Raw genomic sequence first — 16371 nt, forward strand, 5'->3', positions numbered from 1 at the left:
GCCATGCCGCCGCCTCAATCCGCGCTTTTCGTTCAAGTGCCATTCAGCTGGCCGCGCGCCTGATATGCGGTATATGCGGTGGCTACCTCAACGACAAAAGCAGGCACAAGCCATGCGTGGGACGCTCAAAGTCTTCCTCTGCCTTCTCCTGCCGATGGCGATCCTTGCCGCAGGCGCGCCGCATCAGGCGCGTGCCCAGCAGCAGGAAAAGCGTATCGCGCTCGTGGTCGGCAATGGCGCCTACGCCAAATCGCCGCTGGCGACCACCGCGAACGATGCCGGCCTGATCGCGCAGACGCTACAGGCGGCCGGCTTCGACGTGGTCGGCGCGCGCGATCTCGACGGCGACACGCTGCGCAAGAGCTTGCGCGATTTCATCCAGAAGGCCCAGGCGTCGGGCCCGGGCACCGTCGCGATGATCTATCTTGCCGGCTACGGCGTGCAGCTCGCCGGCGAGAACTATTTCATCCCGGTCGATTCCAACATCAGCCGCGACACCGACATACCGACCGAGGCCCTGCGCATCAGCGACTATGCGCGCCAGCTCGCCTCGATTCCGCTCAAGGCCAATATCGTCGTGCTCGACGCAGCCCGTGCGCAGCCCTTCATCGAGGGCGGTCAGCCGATCGCGAGCGGTCTGGCGCTGGTCGAGCCCGAGGCGAACATGCTGATCGCCTTCAATGCCGCGCCCGGCACGGTGGCGCCGGAGGAGCCGGGGCCCTACGGCATCTATGCGCAGTCGCTCGCCGAGATGATCCGCACCGGCGGCCTGCCGCTGCCCGAGGTGTTCGACCGCGTCCGCCTGCGCGTCAACGAGGCCTCCAAGGGCGCGCAGGTGCCCTGGAACGAGCAGAAGATCTCGGCGCCATTCTCGTTCTTCGAGCGCGCGCCCGATGCGCCGCCGCCGCAGGCTGCGCCCGACCAGGTCGCCGCGATCCGCGGCAAGCCGATCCGCGATCTCGGGGTGCAGGACGCCTATGCCGCCGCGCTCGAGCGCGACACGCTGGCGGCCTATGAAGAGTTTCTCGCGGCCTATCCGAACGATCCCCTCGCCAAGCGCGTGATGGCGATCGTTGCCGCGCGCCGCGAAGCCATCACCTGGCGGCGGACCTACCGGACCGACACGCCGGAGGCCTATTGGTCGTATCTGCGCCGCTATCCGCGCGGGCCGCATGCGGCGGATGCGCGGCGCCGCCTTGCGATCCTCACCGCGCCGCCCGAGCCGCCGCCGACCTTCGCGATGATCGACTACGACGTGCCACCACCGCCGCCGGAGGAGGTGGTCTATGTCGATCGCCCGGTGCTGTATTTCAGCGATCCCGATTTCGGCTTCGCGCCGCCACCGCCGCCGCCGGTCTATTATCTGCCGCCGCCGCCGCCGGATTTCGTCGTGCTGCCGCCGCCGCTGCCCGTGGTCGGCCTGTTCGTGCTGCCGCAGCCGGTGTTCGTGCCGATCCCGGTGTTCGTGAGGCCGCCGGTCTATGTCGCGCCGCCGCCGAACAACATCATCTACCAGAACATCCACAACACCACGGTCATCAACACCGTCATCAACCGCCCGCCGGCGCCGCCGCCGACCGCGGGGCCGGCGCTCGGATCTGGGATCGGACCTGGCAATCTGGCGCCGGCGGTTGCCGGCCGCGCCACGCCGGCAGGACCGGCCGTGCCGCAGGCGGTCGTTCAGCGCGCCGCCCTGATCCAGCAGGGCAAGGCGCCGATGCCGCCGAGCGCGACCATCCAGCCGACGGCGAGGCCAGGTATCCCGACACCAGCTCCGGCCAATGTCGCGCCTGGCACGACAGCGCCGCCGCCCGCCGGCGCCAAGCTGCCGCAGGCCAATATTGTGCCGCCGCCGGGAGCTCCCGGCAGCCCGCCAGCCGGAGCGGCGCCCGGAGCTGGGACGCCGGGAGGCACACCAAGTCCGACCGCAAACGCTCCCGCCGGCAGTGCCGCTACAACCCCGCAAGCGCTGGCTCCGACCAAGCCGCCGCCGGCCAATACGCTGCCGGTGCCGGGATCTCCGGGCAGCCCGCCGGCCGGAGCGCCGCCCGCGACGGGGACGCCCGGCGGCACGCCCAGTCCGAGCGCGAACGCTCCCGCCGGCAACGCCGCGGCAACCCCGCAAGCGCTGGCCCCGACCAAGCTGCCGCCGGCCAATACGCTGCCCGTGCCCGGCACCCCCGGCGGGCCGCCGCCGGCCAGGGCAGGGGCTGTGCCCGGGACCGTCCCACCCCCTGGCAAGCCCGCCGCGACCGCCACGGCGCCGAGCGGCAACGTTCCGCCGGCGCAGCCGAACGCGGCAACGACGCCCAATCCCCCGCCGGCTTCCGGAACCGCGGCGAGCCCGTCCGCGGCCCTGCCCAGGCCGCCGGGGACAACGACCCCGCCTGTGCCTGACCTGCGCGGCAGGCCGGGCGGGCCCCAGCCGGGCGCTTTGCCGCCGCCGAGCGCGGCCACCGGCAAGCCCGCGGCCCCGACTGCGGTCAAACCCGTGACACCTCCGCCGCCGCCTGTAGCGGCGCGGACACCGTCCGGAGTTCAGGGTCATCGGCCCGCGCCACCGCCGCCGCAGGCCGCCAGGCCCGCCGCTCCGCCGCCGCCTCCTCAGGCTCTGGCAAGGCCGACGCCGCCGCCTCCGCCGCGCGTTGCGCCACCTCCGCCGCCGCGAGCGGCGCCTCCGCCCGTGGCCGTGGCACGGCCGGCGCCGCCGCCACCTGTTGCCCGGCCGGCGCCGCCTCCGCCTCCGCCAGTAATGGCGCGGCCGGCACCACCTCCGCCGCCGGTTGCGCGGCCAGCGCCGCCGCCGCCGCCACCTCCGGTCGCCCGACCGGCGCCGCCGCCGATGGCCGCCGCGCCGCATGCGCCGCCGCGGCCGGCCGGACCGCCACCGAAGAGCTGCCCCCCGGGCCAGCCCAGGTGTTAGGAGGCGCGAGGGGCAGGGGATGCCGGGATGCGACAGCAGCCTAGAGGCGTCCCCAAAGGCCGTTATTTCCTTGCTTCTGGCCGAAATGGCGCTATATAGCGCGCCATCTCACACGGAAACATGGCTCACAAGGCCGTCCGGTGGCAACCGGGGCGTGAACGCTCCGTTTTGCTCACACGTTTCCGGAGGAACCAACCGGAGAATTAGAACGATGGCACTGCCCGATTTCACTATGCGTCAGCTGCTCGAAGCTGGCGTGCACTTTGGTCACCAGTCTCACCGCTGGAATCCGAAAATGGCTCCGTTCATTTTCGGCACCCGCAACAACATCCACATCGTCGACCTCGCCCAGACCGTGCCGATGCTGCACCAGGCCCTCCAGGCCGTCAGCGACACGGTGGCCAAGGGCGGCCGCATCCTGTTCGTCGGCACCAAGCGCCAAGCGCAGGACGGCGTTGCCGACGCGGCCAAGCGCTGCGCGCAGTATTTCGTCAATTCGCGCTGGCTCGGCGGCACGCTGACCAACTGGAAGACGATCTCGGCTTCCATCAAGCGCCTGCGTCACCTCGACGACGTGCTCTCGGGCGGCGAAGCCAATTCCTACACGAAGAAGGAGCGCCTGACGCTGCAGCGCGAGCGCGACAAGCTCGACCGCTCGCTCGGCGGCATCAAGGACATGGGCGGTCTGCCCGACCTGATCTTCGTGATCGACACCAACAAGGAAGACATCGCGATCCAGGAAGCCCAGCGGCTCAACATCCCGGTCGCCGCGATCGTCGACACCAATTCGGACCCGAAGGGCATCACCTATGTGGTGCCGGGCAATGACGACGCCGGCCGCGCCATCTCGCTGTACTGCGATCTCGTCGCGCGTGCGGCGATCGACGGCATCTCGCGCGCGCAGGGCGATTCGGGCATCGACGTCGGCGCCTCGGCCCAGCCGGTCGCCGAAGAGCTGCCGGCGGCGTCCTCGAGCGGCTTCCAGGGCCTTGCGGGTCCCCGCGGCACTGCCGACGACCTCAAGAAGCTCCCGGGCGTGTCGGGCGCGATCGAGAAGAAGTTCAACGACCTCGGCATCTTCCACTATTGGCAGCTCGCCGAGCTCGACCACGACACCGCGCACACGATCGGCGAAGAAGTCGGTCTGCCGAGCCGTGCGGATGCCTGGGTGGCCAAGGCCAAGGCGCTGACCGCGGAAGCGGAATAGTCAAAAAGAGCGATGGGTTGGCCGGATAGGATCCGGCCACCATTTCAGTTGACGCGAATTCCTGAGATGGACCGCGGCGGGGCGATTCGATGCCGCGCCGCGGCAAACCGGCAGGCACAAAGGATTTTCAACGATGGCAACGATCACAGCTGCGATGGTCAAGGACCTGCGCGAATCAACCGGCGCGGGCATGATGGACTGCAAGGCCGCGCTCACCGAAAACGACGGCAACATGGAAGCGGCGCAGGACTGGCTGCGCAAGAAGGGCCTGTCCAAGGCCGCCAAGAAGTCGGGCCGCGTCGCCGCCGAGGGCCTGATCGGCGCGCTCACCAAGGGCACCAAGGGCGTCGTGGTCGAGGTCAACTCCGAGACCGACTTCGTTGCGCGCAACGGCCAGTTCCAGGGCCTGGTCAAGATGATCGCCCAGGTCGCGTTCGACGTCGGAGCGGACGTCGAGAAGATCAAGGCCGCCAAGGTCGGCGACGTCACGATCGAAACCGCCATCAATGATGCGATCGCCACCATCGGCGAGAACATGACGCTCCGCCGCGCCGCCGCGCTCGAGGTGAGCCAGGGCGTTGTCTCGCACTACGTCCATGGTGCCGTCATCGACGGCGCCGGCAAGATGGGCGTGATCGTGGCGCTGGAATCGCCGGGCAAGGCCGATGAGCTCGCAGCGCTCGGCCGTCAGATCGCGATGCACATTGCGGCCGCCAACCCGCTGGCGCTCGATCCGTCCGGCCTCGATCCGGCCGTGGTCAAGCGCGAGAAGGACGTACTGGCCGACAAGTACCGTCAGCAGGGCAAGCCCGAGAACGTGATCGAGAAGATCGTCGAGTCCGGCCTCAAGACCTACTACAAGGAAGTCTGCCTGCTCGAGCAGGCCTTCATCCACGACACCGGCAAGTCGGTGGCGCAGGCGGTGAAGGAGGCCGAGGGCAAGGTCGGCGGGGCTGTGAAAATCGCGGGCTTTGTGCGCTATGCTCTCGGCGAGGGAATCGAGAAGCAGGAAAGCGACTTCGCGGCCGAGGTCGCCGCGGCCAGCGGCAAGAAGTAAGCGCCGGAAGTTCCTTCCGGCGTGCCGCCGGAAGCGGCGCCCGGACAAGGAAAGTGCTCATGACTGATCCGGTCTATCGTCGCGTCGTGATCAAGCTGTCCGGCGAGTATCTCGCGGGACGGCAAGGCTTTGGCATCGATCAGCCGACCGTCGACCGGGTTGCGGACGATCTGATCGCGGCCCGCCATCTCGGCACTGAGGTCGCGGTCGTGATCGGTGGCGGCAACATGGTCCGCGGCGTCGAGGTCTCATCCCGCGGGGTGTCGCGCACCACCGGCGACACCATGGGCATGCTCGCCACCATGATGAATTGCCTCGCGCTGGAAGCGGCGATCGAGCGCAAGGGAACGCCGGCCCGGACGCTGTCGGCCTTCGTCATGCCCGAGATTTCCGAGCTGTTTACCCGCACTGCGGCACACAAATACCTGGCCGAAGGCCGCATCGTGCTGCTCGGCGGCGGGACCGGCAACCCGTTCTTCACCACCGACACGACCGCGGTACTGCGGGCCGCCGAGATCGGCGCGCAGGCGGTCCTGAAGGCGACGAATGTCGACGGGGTCTACTCGGCCGATCCGAAGCAGGATCCGACCGCGACGCGGTTCGACCGCCTGACGCATTCGCAGGCGATCGAGGGCGGCTACAAGGTGATGGATGCGACCGCCTTCGCGCTTGCCCGCGAGACGTCGCTGCCTATCATCGTATTCTCGATCGCGGAGCCGGGCTCGATCGGCGCGATTCTGCGTGGCGTCGGCCACGGAACCATCGTCGCCGGCTGACGGCTCATCTGACGCGCCGAAAGGACGGTGCGGAGCGGTCGCCGGGATTTTGAAGGAGAAACGTGATGGCCACGGGTAATTTCGATCTCAACGAAGTGAAGCGCCGCATGCAGGGCGCCGTCGCCTCGCTCAAGCACGAGCTCGGCGGCCTGCGCACGGGACGCGCCTCCGCCTCGATGCTCGATCCGGTGCAGGTCGAGGCTTATGGCAGCCACATGCCGCTCAATCAGCTCGCCACCGTCAGCGTGCCGGAGCCGCGGCTGATCTCGGTGCAGGTCTGGGACAAGTCGATGGTCAAGGCCGTCGAGAAGGCGATCGTGGATTCCAATCTCGGCCTGTCGCCCGCGACCGAGGGCCAGGTGCTGCGCCTGCGCATTCCCGAGCTCAACGAGGAGCGCCGCAAGGAGCTGGTGAAGGTCGCGCACAAATATGCCGAAGCCGCCAAGGTCGCCGCGCGCCATGTCCGCCGCGACGGTCTCGACGTGCTCAAGAAGCTCGAGAAGAATCACGAGATGTCGGAGGACGACCAGAAGCGTCACGCCGACGAGGTGCAGAAGGCGACCGACGGCACCATCGCCGAGATCGACCAGTTGCTGGCCGCCAAGGAAAAAGAAATCCTCACCGTCTAAACCGCGATGAGTATCATCATCGCGCTCTAGACTATTGTTCGCGCATGATTTTGTCGGAAAACCGCTTCGCACTTTTCCGGATCATGCTTTAAGGCATCGCCTTCATGTCCAACGCCGCCGCGCCCGCAACGGAAGGACCCGACAGGTCCGAGGCGCCTGCGCATGTCGCCATCATCATGGACGGCAACGGGCGTTGGGCGGCCGCGCGCGGTCTGCCGCGTGCGGAAGGGCATCGCCGCGGCGTCGACGCGCTGCGCCGCGTGGTGCGCGCCTCGCACGAGCTCGGCATCCGCTATCTCACCATCTTCTCGTTCTCGTCGGAGAACTGGTCGCGCCCGGCAAGCGAGATCGGCGACCTGTTCGGCCTGCTGCGGCGCTTCATCCGCAACGACCTGGCGAGCCTGCATCGCGACGGCGTCAAGGTCCGCATCATCGGCGAGCGCGAGGGGCTCGAGAGCGACATCTGCGCCTTGCTGAACGAGGCCGAGGAGCTGACGCGCGACAACACGCGCCTGACGCTCGTCGTTGCCTTCAACTACGGCTCGCGGCAGGAGATCGCGAAGGCGGCGCAGAAGCTGGCCCGCGAGGTCGCGGAGGGCAGGCGGGATCCTGCCACGATCGACGCCGAGACGCTTGGCGCGCATCTCGACGCGCCCGACATCCCCGACCCCGATCTCATCATCCGCACCAGCGGCGAGCAGCGCCTGTCGAACTTCCTGATGTGGCAGGCCGCCTATAGTGAGCTCGTGTTCGTGCCGATCCATTGGCCCGACTTCGACAAGGCGGCGCTGGAAGGCGCGATCGCCGAATTTGCCAGGCGCGAGCGCCGTTTCGGCGGCCTGGTTGCGAAGACCGCCTCGTGAACGAACCCGATCCTGCATCGGCGGGCGCCAAGCCTGCCCCGAGCAATCTGGTGATGCGGGTCCTCGCAGCGCTGGTGCTGGCGCCGCTGGCCATCGCGATCGCCTATGCCGGCGGCTGGTTGTGGGCGCTTCTCGTCACCCTGGTCTCGATCGGGCTGTTCGCGGAATGGCTGATGGTGGTGGGCGCAGCGTCGGCCGCGCTGACCGGGGCAGGGACGGTCGTGATCGCCATGATGGGAGCCTCCGTCGCTTTCGGCGCGCTCAAGACCTCCGTCGTCACCGGCCTCATCGGCGGTGCCATCGTGACGCTGATCGCCCGGGGCAAGTTCTTGTGGGCGGCGAGCGGGTTTGCCTATGCGGCGGCGGCGCTGCTGGCCTCGATCCTGGTGCGCAAGGATCTCGTCAACGGCTTCTCCGCGCTGATGTTCGTGCTGCTCGTGGTGTGGGCGACCGACATCGGCGGCTATTTCGCCGGACGCAGCATCGGCGGCCCGAAATTATGGCCGCGCGTGAGCCCGAAAAAGACCTGGGCCGGCGCGCTCGGCGGCTTTGCGGCGAGCCTTGCGGTCGCGGCCGGCTTCGCCGCCTCCGGGATCGGAAAGCTGATTCCGCTGCTGCTCGTCGGCGCCGTCCTGTCGATGGTGTCGCAGCTCGGCGATCTCTTCGAATCCGCCGTGAAGCGGCGCTTCGGTGTCAAGGATTCCAGTCACTTAATTCCCGGCCATGGCGGGCTTATGGACCGCCTGGACGGATTTGTCGCCGCCATCCTGGCGGCCTGGTTTATCGGCTTTTTCCGCCATGGTGTGCATAGCGCCGGAAGCGGTCTTATGGTTTGGTGAGGATATGAGCGCCGTTCCCTTGCGTAACAACAGGCTTGCTGCGTCCGACATTCGCAGCGTCACGGTCCTCGGTGCCACCGGCTCGATCGGCGACAGCACGATGGATCTCTTGCGCGCCTCGCCCGAGCGCTACCGTGTCGAGGCGCTGACGGCGAACGGCAATGTCGCAGCGCTCGCCAAGCTCGCCAAGGAATTCAACGCGCGCTATGTCGCGATCGCCGACACCTCCAAGCTCGCCGAGCTCAAGGCTGCGCTCGCGGGCACCAGTACCGAATGCGGCGCCGGCGAAAGCGCGGTGATCGAGGCCGGCGCGCGTCCGGCCGACTGGGTGATGGCGGCGGTCAGCGGCGCTGCCGGGCTGAAGCCGGCGCTCGCCGCGGTCGATCGCGGCGCGCATGTCGCGCTCGCCAACAAGGAGTGCCTGGTCTGCGCCGGCGACTTCTTCATGCAGCGCGCGGCAAAAGCCGGCGCCTGCATCCTGCCGGCCGATTCCGAGCACAACGCGCTGTTCCAGGCGCTGAGCTCAGGCAATCGGGACGAGCTCGTCCGCGTCATCATCACCGCGTCCGGCGGCCCGTTCCGGACCTGGAAGCCCTCAGACATCGAGCAGGCGACGCTCGAGCAGGCCCTGAAGCATCCGAACTGGAGCATGGGCCAGAAGATCACGATCGATTCGGCCTCCATGATGAACAAGGGGCTCGAGGTGATCGAGGCGTCCTATCTGTTCGCGCTCTCGCCGGACGAGATCGACGTGCTGGTTCATCCGCAGTCGATCATTCACGGCATGGTCGAGTTTTCCGACCGCTCGGTGGTGGCCCAGCTCGGCGCGCCCGACATGAGGACGCCGATTGCCCATTGCCTCGGCTGGCCCGATCGCATCAAGGGCCCGGCGGCCAAGCTCGACCTTGCCAAGATCGGCCAGCTGACCTTCGAAGCGCCGGACTTCGAGCGCTTCCCTGGACTGCGGCTGGCCTACGAATCGCTCCGGACCGGGAAGGGCGCGACCACCGTCTACAATGCCGCCAACGAGGTCGCCGTGGCCGCCTTCATCGGCGGCAAGATCCGCTTCGGTGCGATTGCCCGGCTAGTCGAGGCGACCCTCGAGGATTGGATCAAAGGCGGCAACCAGGCGCCTCTGACCTCCGCAGACGATGCAATCTCTGTTGACCATGTTGCGCGAAATAGGGCTGCCGCCCTATTGCCTCAAATTGCCTTAAAGGCATCCTAGTTGGTTCGGGACCAGGGCCTTGCGGCGCTGGGTGAGGGAATTCGATGATCGACTTTTTCGTCCATAGTTTCAATACGTTGAGCCATGGGCTCCTCGGCTACGCGGTTCCCTTCCTGTTCGTCCTGACCATTGTCGTGTTCTTCCACGAGCTCGGCCATTTCCTGGTCGCGCGCTGGGCGGGCGTACGCGTGTTGACCTTTTCGCTCGGCTTCGGCCCCGAGCTGGTCGGCTTCAACGACCGCCATGGCACCCGCTGGAAGATCTCGGCGATCCCGCTCGGCGGCTACGTCAAGTTCTTCGGCGACGAGAGCGAGGCCTCGACCCCGTCGGCCCAGACGCTGGCGTCTATGTCGGCCGAGGAGCGCGCCGGCAGCTTCCACCACAAGAAGGTCGGTCCCCGGGCGGCGATCGTCGCGGCCGGACCAATCGCCAATTTCATCCTGGGCGCGCTGATCTTCGCCGGAATGGCGCTCTATTACGGCAAGCCGAGCACGATCGCCCGGGTCGACGGTGTCGTCGCCAACGGCGCGGCGGCTGCCGCCGGCTTCAAGGTGGGCGACGTCGTCATCCAGATCGACGGCAAGCCGATCGAGAGCTTTGCCGACATGCAGCGAATCGTTGCGATGAACGCCGGTTCGGCTCTTACCTTCCAGGTGAAGCGCGACGGCGCCGTCGTCTCGCTGACCGCGACCCCGGCGCTGCTGGAGCGCAAGGACCCGTTCGGCAACAGCCACCGTCTCGGCGTTCTCGGCATCGAGCACAAGTCGCAGGCCGGGGAGGCCTCGACCACCCCGGTCGGCGTCGGCGAAGCGCTCAAGATCGGCGTCGAGCAGGTCTGGTTCATCATCACCAGCACTTTCAAGTTCCTGGGCTCGCTGTTCGTCGGCCAGGGCAATCCGAACGAGGTCAGCGGCGTCCTGGGAATCGCGAAAATGTCTGGGCAGGCGGCCAGCGCTGGGTTCCAGTTCGTGATCAATCTCTGCGCGGTGCTGTCGGTGTCGATCGGCCTTTTGAACCTGTTCCCGATCCCGCTGCTCGATGGCGGCCACCTGATGTTCTATGCGGCCGAGGTGGTCCGGGGCCGGCCTTTGTCCGAGCGGACCCAGGAAATGGGGTTCCGAATCGGGCTTGGCCTGGTGCTGATGTTGATGGTGTTTGCGACCTACAACGACATCCTGCGGATGGCAGCTTCCTGATAGGGGCTTTTTTGTGGCGTTGCTGTTGAGCAACGTCTTGGAATGAAATTGAAATTACGGCGCTTTCGGCCGTTTGCGGCGTCGGCGAAATTGGCTACAAGCGGCCTGAACTTGGGGAATCTCCGGACCGGCGTTGGGGTTGGGTCTGGCAGGGAATGATAAGGGCGCGTTGCGCGATGAAGTTTGGACTGCGACTCCGGGGGGGCTTGCTCGCGACCCTGATCTTGTTCGGCGCGCCGGTGGTTGCCCCGGTTGGGGCTGTTTTCGTGTCTTCGTCTGCGCTCGCCCAGACCGTTCAGTCGATTTCCGTCGAAGGGAATCGCCGCGTCGAGGTGGAGACGATCCGCTCCTATTTCAAGCCTGGTCCCGGCGGCCGGCTGGATCAGGCCGCCATCGACGACGGCCTTAAGGCGTTGATCGAGACCGGCCTGTTCCAGGACGTCAGGATCAACCGCGGTTCCGGCGGCCAGCTCATCGTCTCCGTGGTGGAAAACCCGGTGATCGGCCGCATCGCCTTCGAGGGCAACAAGAAGATCAAGGACGAGCAGCTCACCGCTGAAGTCCAGTCCAAGGCCCGCGGCACCTTCTCCCGCGCCATGGTGCAGTCGGACACGCTCCGTATCGCCGAAATCTATCGCCGCTCCGGCCGCTACGACGTGCGCGTCACGCCCGAGATCATCGAGCAGCCGAACAACCGCGTCGACCTGATCTTCACGGTCGAGGAGGGCGTCAAGACCGGCGTCCGGTCGATCGAGTTCGTCGGCAACAATGCCTTCTCGTCCTACCGCCTCCGCGACGTGATCAAGACGCGCGAGACGAACCTGCTGAGCTTCCTCGGCAGCGGTGACGTCTACGATCCCGACCGCGTCGAAGCCGATCGCGACCTGATCCGCCGATTCTACCTCAAGAACGGCTTCGCCGACGTGCAGGTCGTGGCGGCGCTGACCGAATACGATCCGGAGAAGAAGGGCTTCAACGTCACCTTCAAGATCGAGGAAGGTCAGCAATACCGCGTCGGCGCGGTGGATTTCCGCAGCAGCATTCCGAACTTCGATCCGAGCTCGATGCGCGCCTATTCGCGCCTCAATGTCGGCTCGCTCTACAACGTCGAATTGGTCGAGAAGTCGGTCGAGGAGATGCAGATCGAAGCCTCCCGCCGCGGCTATGCCTTTGCCGTGGTCCGGCCCGGCGGCGATCGCAACTTCGAAGCGCACACCGTGTCCGTCGTGTTCAACATCGACGAGGGCCCGCGCACTTATATCGAGCGCATCAACCTGCGCGGCAACACCCGCACGCGCGACTACGTGATCCGCCGCGAGTTCGACATCTCGGAGGGCGACGCCTACAACCGCGCGCTGGTCGACCGTGCCGAGCGGCGCCTGAAGAACCTCGACTATTTCAAGAGCGTGAAGATCACGACCGAGCCGGGCTCGTCGAGTGACCGCGTCATCCTGATCGTCGACATGGAAGAAAAGTCGACCGGCGACTTCTCGGTCTCGGGCGGTTACTCCACCACCGACGGCGCGCTGGCCGAAGTCTCGATCTCCGAGCGCAACCTGCTCGGTCGCGGCCTGTTCGCCAAGGCTGCGGTGACCTATGGCCAGTATGCGCGCGGCTACTCGCTGTCGTTCGTCGAGCCGTACCTGCTCGACTACCGCGTCGCGCTCGGCCTCGACCTCTATCAGCGTGAGCAGAAGTCCAACAGCTACATCTCCTACGGCACCAAGACGCTCGGCTTCTCGCCGCGCCTCGGCTTCTCCTTGCGTGAAGATCTCTCGCTCCAGGTGCGCTACTCGATCTATCGGCAGGAAATCACCCTGCCGGGCTACCTGGCGAACTGTAACAACGTGGTTGGTTCGGCGGCCTTCAATCCCAGCCCGGCCTTCTCTGCTGCCACCGGTATACCTCTGGATCCGTCCACCAACGGCCTCGGCTGCTACAACGATGGCGAAGCCTCGCTGCCGGTGCGCAAGGAGCTCGCCAACGGCAAGACGCTGACTTCGGCGCTCGGCTACACGCTGACCTACAACACGCTGGACAACAACAAGAACCCGACCGACGGTCTGCTCGTCGACTTCCGGCAGGACTTCGCCGGCGTCGGCGGCGACGTCTCCTATCTGAAGTCGGTCGTCGACGCGAAGTACTACACTCCGCTCGTGTCCGACATCGTCGGCCTCGTCCGCTTGCAAGGCGGCATGCTGAACAAGATCGGCACCGATCTGCGCATGCTCGACCACTTCCAGATGGGCCCGAACCTCGTCCGCGGCTTCGCCCCGAACGGCATCGGTCCGCGCGACTTGAACCCGTTCGGCACGCAGGATGCGCTCGGCGGCACCCAGTATTGGGGTGCTTCGTTCGAATTGCAGATGCCGTTCTGGTTCCTGCCCAAGGAAGTGGGTCTGAAGGGCGCCGTCTATGCCGACGCCGGCGGCCTCTACGACTACAAGGGACCGACGAGCTGGACCACCACCAACGAGGTCAATGCGCCGGGATGTATCCCGTCGAGCATCAATCCCTCGAGCACGGGGACCTGCACCGGTCTCGTCTATGACGACAGCAAGGTCGTTCGCTCGTCGGTCGGTGTCGGCGTGATCTGGCAGTCGCCGTTCGGACCGCTGCGCTTCGACTACGCCGTGCCGCTCAGCAAGGGCAAGTACGACCGCACGCAGGAATTCCGGTTCGGCGGCGGCACCACGTTCTAATTCGATCAGCACGGCACGATCCGGATCACCGGAACCGGTTTCGGAAAGGGATCGTGCCGATCCAGGACATGAGGCATGATGCGGCCTGACCGCTTCATGCCGAAGCCGGACCGCGACGGGGTGGAATGGCGCAGCCGATCTTCTTCACAAAGCCGCCTGCCGCAGCGTTGGCCGACATTGCCACGCTGACAAAGGCGCAGCTGGTCGACCCCGCGAGGGGCGGCCACGTCATCACGGGCCTTGCTTCGCTCGACGAAGCGGGCCCGATGCATCTGGCGTTCTTCGACAACCTCAAATACGCCGATCAGCTCAGGGCGACCAAGGCGGGGGCCTGTCTGGTCAGTCCGCGCTTCGAGGCCGAGGTGCCCGAACATGTGGCCGTGCTGCGGGTGGCGCAGCCATTCCGCGCCTTTGTCCGGATCGCGCGGGAATGGCACGCCGACGCGCTGCGGCCGCAATCCTGGGTCGGCAACGACGGTATCGCGCCATCGGCCATCATCGATCCCACGGCCCGGCTCGAGGACGGAGTGGTCGTCGACCCCCTGGCCGTGATCGGCCCGGACGTCGAGATCGGCAGTGGCACTGTGATTGGCGTCGGGGCGGTGATCGGTCCCGGCGTCAAGATCGGCCGGGATTGCAATGTCGGCGCCCGGACCGCTATCCAGTGCGCCCTGATCGGCAACAACGTGCTGATCCATCCCGGCTGCTCGATCGGCCAGGACGGCTACGGCTTCATCTTCTTCGGCCCCGAGGGCCATCTGAAGGTGCCGCAGACCGGGCGCGTGCTGATCCAGAACGACGTCGAGGTCGGGGCCAACACCACGATCGACCGCGGGTCCTTGCGTGACACCGTGATCGGCGAGGGGACCAAAATCGACAATCAGGTCCAGATCGGCCACAATGTGACGATCGGCCGGCACTGCCTGCTCGCGGCCCAGATCGGGCTCGCCGGCAGCCTGACCATCGGCGACAACGTGGCGCTCGGAGCGAAGGTTGGCATCAACAATCACCTCAAGATCGGCGACGGGGCGCAGGTGACGGCGATGAGCGCGGTCAAGGACGACATCCCGCCGGGCGGCCGCTGGGGCGGGCACTTCGCCAAGCCGACCAAGCAATGGTTCAAGGAGATCATCGCGGTGGAGCGGCTGGTACGCGACAGCAAGGCCGATCCGAAGGACGAGGGACGGGAATGACGGCGGAATCACCTGTTAAGTTCGAGCTGGTGGACATCAACGCGATCCTCCAGACACTGCCGCACCGCTTTCCGATGCTGCTGATCGACCGCGTGATCAACATCCGCGCCGATTACAGCGGCATCGGCATCAAGAACGTCACCTTCAACGAGCCGGCGTTCCAGGGACATTTCCCCGAGCGTCCGGTCTATCCCGGCGTCATGATGATCGAGGCGATGGCGCAGACCGCGGGCGTGATCGGCATCAAGTCGGTCGAGGGCACCGAGAAGCCGCGGGCGGTCTATTTCCTCACCATCGACAAGTGCAAGTTTCGCAAGCCGGTACTGCCGGGCGACACGATCGAGTATCACATGCGCTCGCTCGGCCGCCGCAAGACCATGTGGTGGTTTCACGGCGATGCAAAGGTCAACGGTCAGGTCGTTGCCGAAGCCGACGTCGGCGCCATGCTGACCGATTGAGCGGCACTGGGCTCAGGTGCAATCGTAGCGGCTGCCGGTCGTCTCCCGCCTGATAGTCCGGTTGAAGAACTGGCCCATGGAGGGCGCGCCGAGGAGGCGTTCGACGGTGTCGGCCGTCACGCCGCAATAGCGGTGATAGGCGCCGTTGCTCGCGACGATCAGGTCCTGCTGCGCGCGATCGTAACAGACCCGCTGAAGCACCGTGCTGCGGGTGATGTCCCGGCACTCGAATGTCCGCAGATCGACCAGGCGGCGTTCGCTGGTCTCGACCGCCTCCGACACGATCGGAGTATCCGCGAGCTGCGCCAGCAGAAGGATCAGGGCCCTGACCACGATCGTTGAAGCTCCACATGAACCTGGCGGGGACGGGAAGGCCGCGTCATCCGGCACTTGAAACACGGCGAGATGATACGTCACTGGACAGATCGGGCATAGTCGCGCTAACCAGCCGAAAACCGAGCGACTTCAATACATAACCCGACCTTCTTGACGAGTAAGATTGGCTTGATGAGCAAGATTGATCCCACCGCGCGGATCGCGGACGGCGCCGTGATCGGCGAGGGCACCGAGATCGGACCCTATTGCATCATCGGCCCGAACGTCGTCATCGGCGCGAACTGCAAGCTGATCGGGCAAGTCACTGTCATTGGCCATACCTCGCTCGGCGATGGCTGCGTGATCTCGCCGTTCGTTGTGCTCGGCGGCGCCCCGCAGGATCTCAGCTATAAGGGAGAGCCGACCCGGCTCGAGATCGGGTCTGGCTGCACCATCCGAGAAGGTGCGACGATGAATGTCGGCACGACCAAGGGTGGCGGGCTGACGCGCGTCGGCAACGGCGGTTATTTCATGAACAATAGCCATGTCGGCCACGACTGCATGGTCGGCGACAACGTGATCTTCGCGACCTCGGCAACGCTCGGCGGTCATTGCGAGATCGGCGATGCCGTTTACATCGGTGGCCTGTCCGCCGTGCACCAGTTCACCCGCATCGGGCCCTACGTCATGGTCGGCGGGGTGTGTGGCGTACGCGACGACATCATTCCGTATGGATTGGTCAACGGCCAATATGCGGTATTGGAGAGTCTCAACCTGATCGGCATGAAGCGTCGCAAGTTCACCAAGCAGCGGCTTGCCACCGTACGTGCGTTCTACCAGAAGCTATTCCATGGCGCCGGCACCTTCGCCGAGCGGCTGGAGGCGGCGCGGCCGCTCGCGGGCGAGGACCCCGCGATTGCCGAAATCCTCGACTTCATCGGCAAGGGCAAGCGCCCGCTCTGTCTTCCCGCCATCGCGAAGTGAT

At 66.3% G+C, this 16371-nt stretch carries 14 protein-coding genes; 13 read left to right on the top strand and 1 reads right to left on the bottom strand.

What is annotated here, in order from left to right:
- Positions 1-112 precede the first annotated feature (112 nt).
- From I6F20_RS04440 to fabZ, 12 genes are all read left to right on the top strand, one after another.
- Entirely contained in the window at positions 113-2923 is a 2811-nt protein-coding gene (locus I6F20_RS04440) for a caspase family protein (protein ID WP_225125191.1), read from the top strand.
- A 211-nt stretch (positions 2924-3134) separates the two neighbouring features.
- Entirely contained in the window at positions 3135-4130 is a 996-nt protein-coding gene (locus tag I6F20_RS04445; protein WP_036010040.1) for a 30S ribosomal protein S2, read from the top strand.
- Positions 4131-4263: 133 nt separating this feature from the next.
- On the top strand, positions 4264-5187 hold the full coding sequence (gene tsf, locus I6F20_RS04450; protein WP_225112543.1) for a translation elongation factor Ts: 924 nt from the start codon (positions 4264-4266) through the stop codon (positions 5185-5187).
- Positions 5188-5246: 59 nt separating this feature from the next.
- Positions 5247-5963: a UMP kinase gene (gene pyrH / locus I6F20_RS04455; protein ID WP_036010035.1), complete on the top strand. Its 717-nt coding sequence runs from the start codon at positions 5247-5249 to the stop codon at positions 5961-5963.
- A gap of 65 nt (positions 5964-6028) precedes the next feature.
- A complete protein-coding gene (gene frr, locus I6F20_RS04460; RefSeq protein ID WP_025036556.1) occupies positions 6029-6592 on the top strand; it encodes a ribosome recycling factor in 564 nt (187 codons plus the stop codon).
- Positions 6593-6696: 104 nt separating this feature from the next.
- Entirely contained in the window at positions 6697-7455 is a 759-nt protein-coding gene (locus I6F20_RS04465) for an isoprenyl transferase (protein ID WP_225125193.1), read from the top strand.
- On the top strand, positions 7452-8294 hold the full coding sequence (locus I6F20_RS04470) for a phosphatidate cytidylyltransferase (RefSeq protein WP_036025246.1): 843 nt from the start codon (positions 7452-7454) through the stop codon (positions 8292-8294). Before I6F20_RS04465 ends, I6F20_RS04470 begins: the two co-directional genes overlap by 4 nt.
- A 4-nt stretch (positions 8295-8298) precedes the next feature.
- Complete coding sequence (gene dxr, locus I6F20_RS04475; protein ID WP_225125195.1) at positions 8299-9522, top strand: 1-deoxy-D-xylulose-5-phosphate reductoisomerase; 1224 nt, start codon at positions 8299-8301, stop codon at positions 9520-9522.
- 44 nt (positions 9523-9566) lie between these two features.
- Positions 9567-10718, top strand: coding sequence for an RIP metalloprotease RseP (gene rseP, locus I6F20_RS04480; RefSeq protein ID WP_225112540.1), 1152 nt, complete (start codon positions 9567-9569; stop codon positions 10716-10718).
- A gap of 176 nt (positions 10719-10894) precedes the next feature.
- Positions 10895-13420, top strand: coding sequence for an outer membrane protein assembly factor BamA (bamA, locus tag I6F20_RS04485; protein ID WP_036010019.1), 2526 nt, complete (start codon positions 10895-10897; stop codon positions 13418-13420).
- Positions 13421-13545: 125 nt separating this feature from the next.
- On the top strand, positions 13546-14613 hold the full coding sequence (lpxD, locus tag I6F20_RS04490) for a UDP-3-O-(3-hydroxymyristoyl)glucosamine N-acyltransferase (protein WP_036010017.1): 1068 nt from the start codon (positions 13546-13548) through the stop codon (positions 14611-14613).
- A complete protein-coding gene (gene fabZ / locus I6F20_RS04495; RefSeq protein ID WP_036010015.1) occupies positions 14610-15071 on the top strand; it encodes a 3-hydroxyacyl-ACP dehydratase FabZ in 462 nt (153 codons plus the stop codon). Before lpxD ends, fabZ begins: the two co-directional genes overlap by 4 nt.
- 12 nt (positions 15072-15083) lie before the next feature.
- Here fabZ and I6F20_RS04500 read toward each other — a convergent pair whose 3' ends face one another.
- A complete protein-coding gene (locus I6F20_RS04500) occupies positions 15084-15404 on the bottom strand; it encodes a KTSC domain-containing protein (protein WP_225125197.1) in 321 nt (106 codons plus the stop codon).
- A 174-nt stretch (positions 15405-15578) separates the two neighbouring features.
- Here I6F20_RS04500 and lpxA point away from each other — a divergent pair, with 174 nt between their 5' ends.
- Positions 15579-16370 carry an acyl-ACP--UDP-N-acetylglucosamine O-acyltransferase gene (gene lpxA / locus I6F20_RS04505; RefSeq protein ID WP_225125199.1) on the top strand — a complete coding sequence of 264 codons (792 nt, stop codon included), beginning with the start codon at positions 15579-15581 and terminating at the stop codon, positions 16368-16370.
- The last annotated feature ends 1 nt before the right edge of the window (position 16371 follow it).

This window comes from Bradyrhizobium sp. IC3123 (assembly GCF_020193625.1).
Taxonomy (GTDB): Bacteria; Pseudomonadota; Alphaproteobacteria; order Rhizobiales; family Xanthobacteraceae; genus Bradyrhizobium; species Bradyrhizobium yuanmingense.

Bases quoted from the DNA above. Each gene is read 5' to 3' on its own strand.
- I6F20_RS04440 (WP_225125191.1), top strand. From the start codon at position 113: ATGCGTGGGACGCTCAAAGTCTTCCTCTGCCTTCTCCTGCCGATGGCG.
- I6F20_RS04445 (WP_036010040.1), top strand. From the start codon at position 3,135: ATGGCACTGCCCGATTTCACTATGCGTCAGCTGCTCGAAGCTGGCGTG.
- tsf (WP_225112543.1), top strand. From the start codon at position 4,264: ATGGCAACGATCACAGCTGCGATGGTCAAGGACCTGCGCGAATCAACC.
- pyrH (WP_036010035.1), top strand. From the start codon at position 5,247: ATGACTGATCCGGTCTATCGTCGCGTCGTGATCAAGCTGTCCGGCGAG.
- frr (WP_025036556.1), top strand. From the start codon at position 6,029: ATGGCCACGGGTAATTTCGATCTCAACGAAGTGAAGCGCCGCATGCAG.
- I6F20_RS04465 (WP_225125193.1), top strand. From the start codon at position 6,697: ATGTCCAACGCCGCCGCGCCCGCAACGGAAGGACCCGACAGGTCCGAG.
- dxr (WP_225125195.1), top strand. From the start codon at position 8,299: ATGAGCGCCGTTCCCTTGCGTAACAACAGGCTTGCTGCGTCCGACATT.
- rseP (WP_225112540.1), top strand. From the start codon at position 9,567: ATGATCGACTTTTTCGTCCATAGTTTCAATACGTTGAGCCATGGGCTC.
- bamA (WP_036010019.1), top strand. From the start codon at position 10,895: ATGAAGTTTGGACTGCGACTCCGGGGGGGCTTGCTCGCGACCCTGATC.
- lpxD (WP_036010017.1), top strand. From the start codon at position 13,546: ATGGCGCAGCCGATCTTCTTCACAAAGCCGCCTGCCGCAGCGTTGGCC.
- fabZ (WP_036010015.1), top strand. From the start codon at position 14,610: ATGACGGCGGAATCACCTGTTAAGTTCGAGCTGGTGGACATCAACGCG.
- lpxA (WP_225125199.1), top strand. From the start codon at position 15,579: ATGAGCAAGATTGATCCCACCGCGCGGATCGCGGACGGCGCCGTGATC.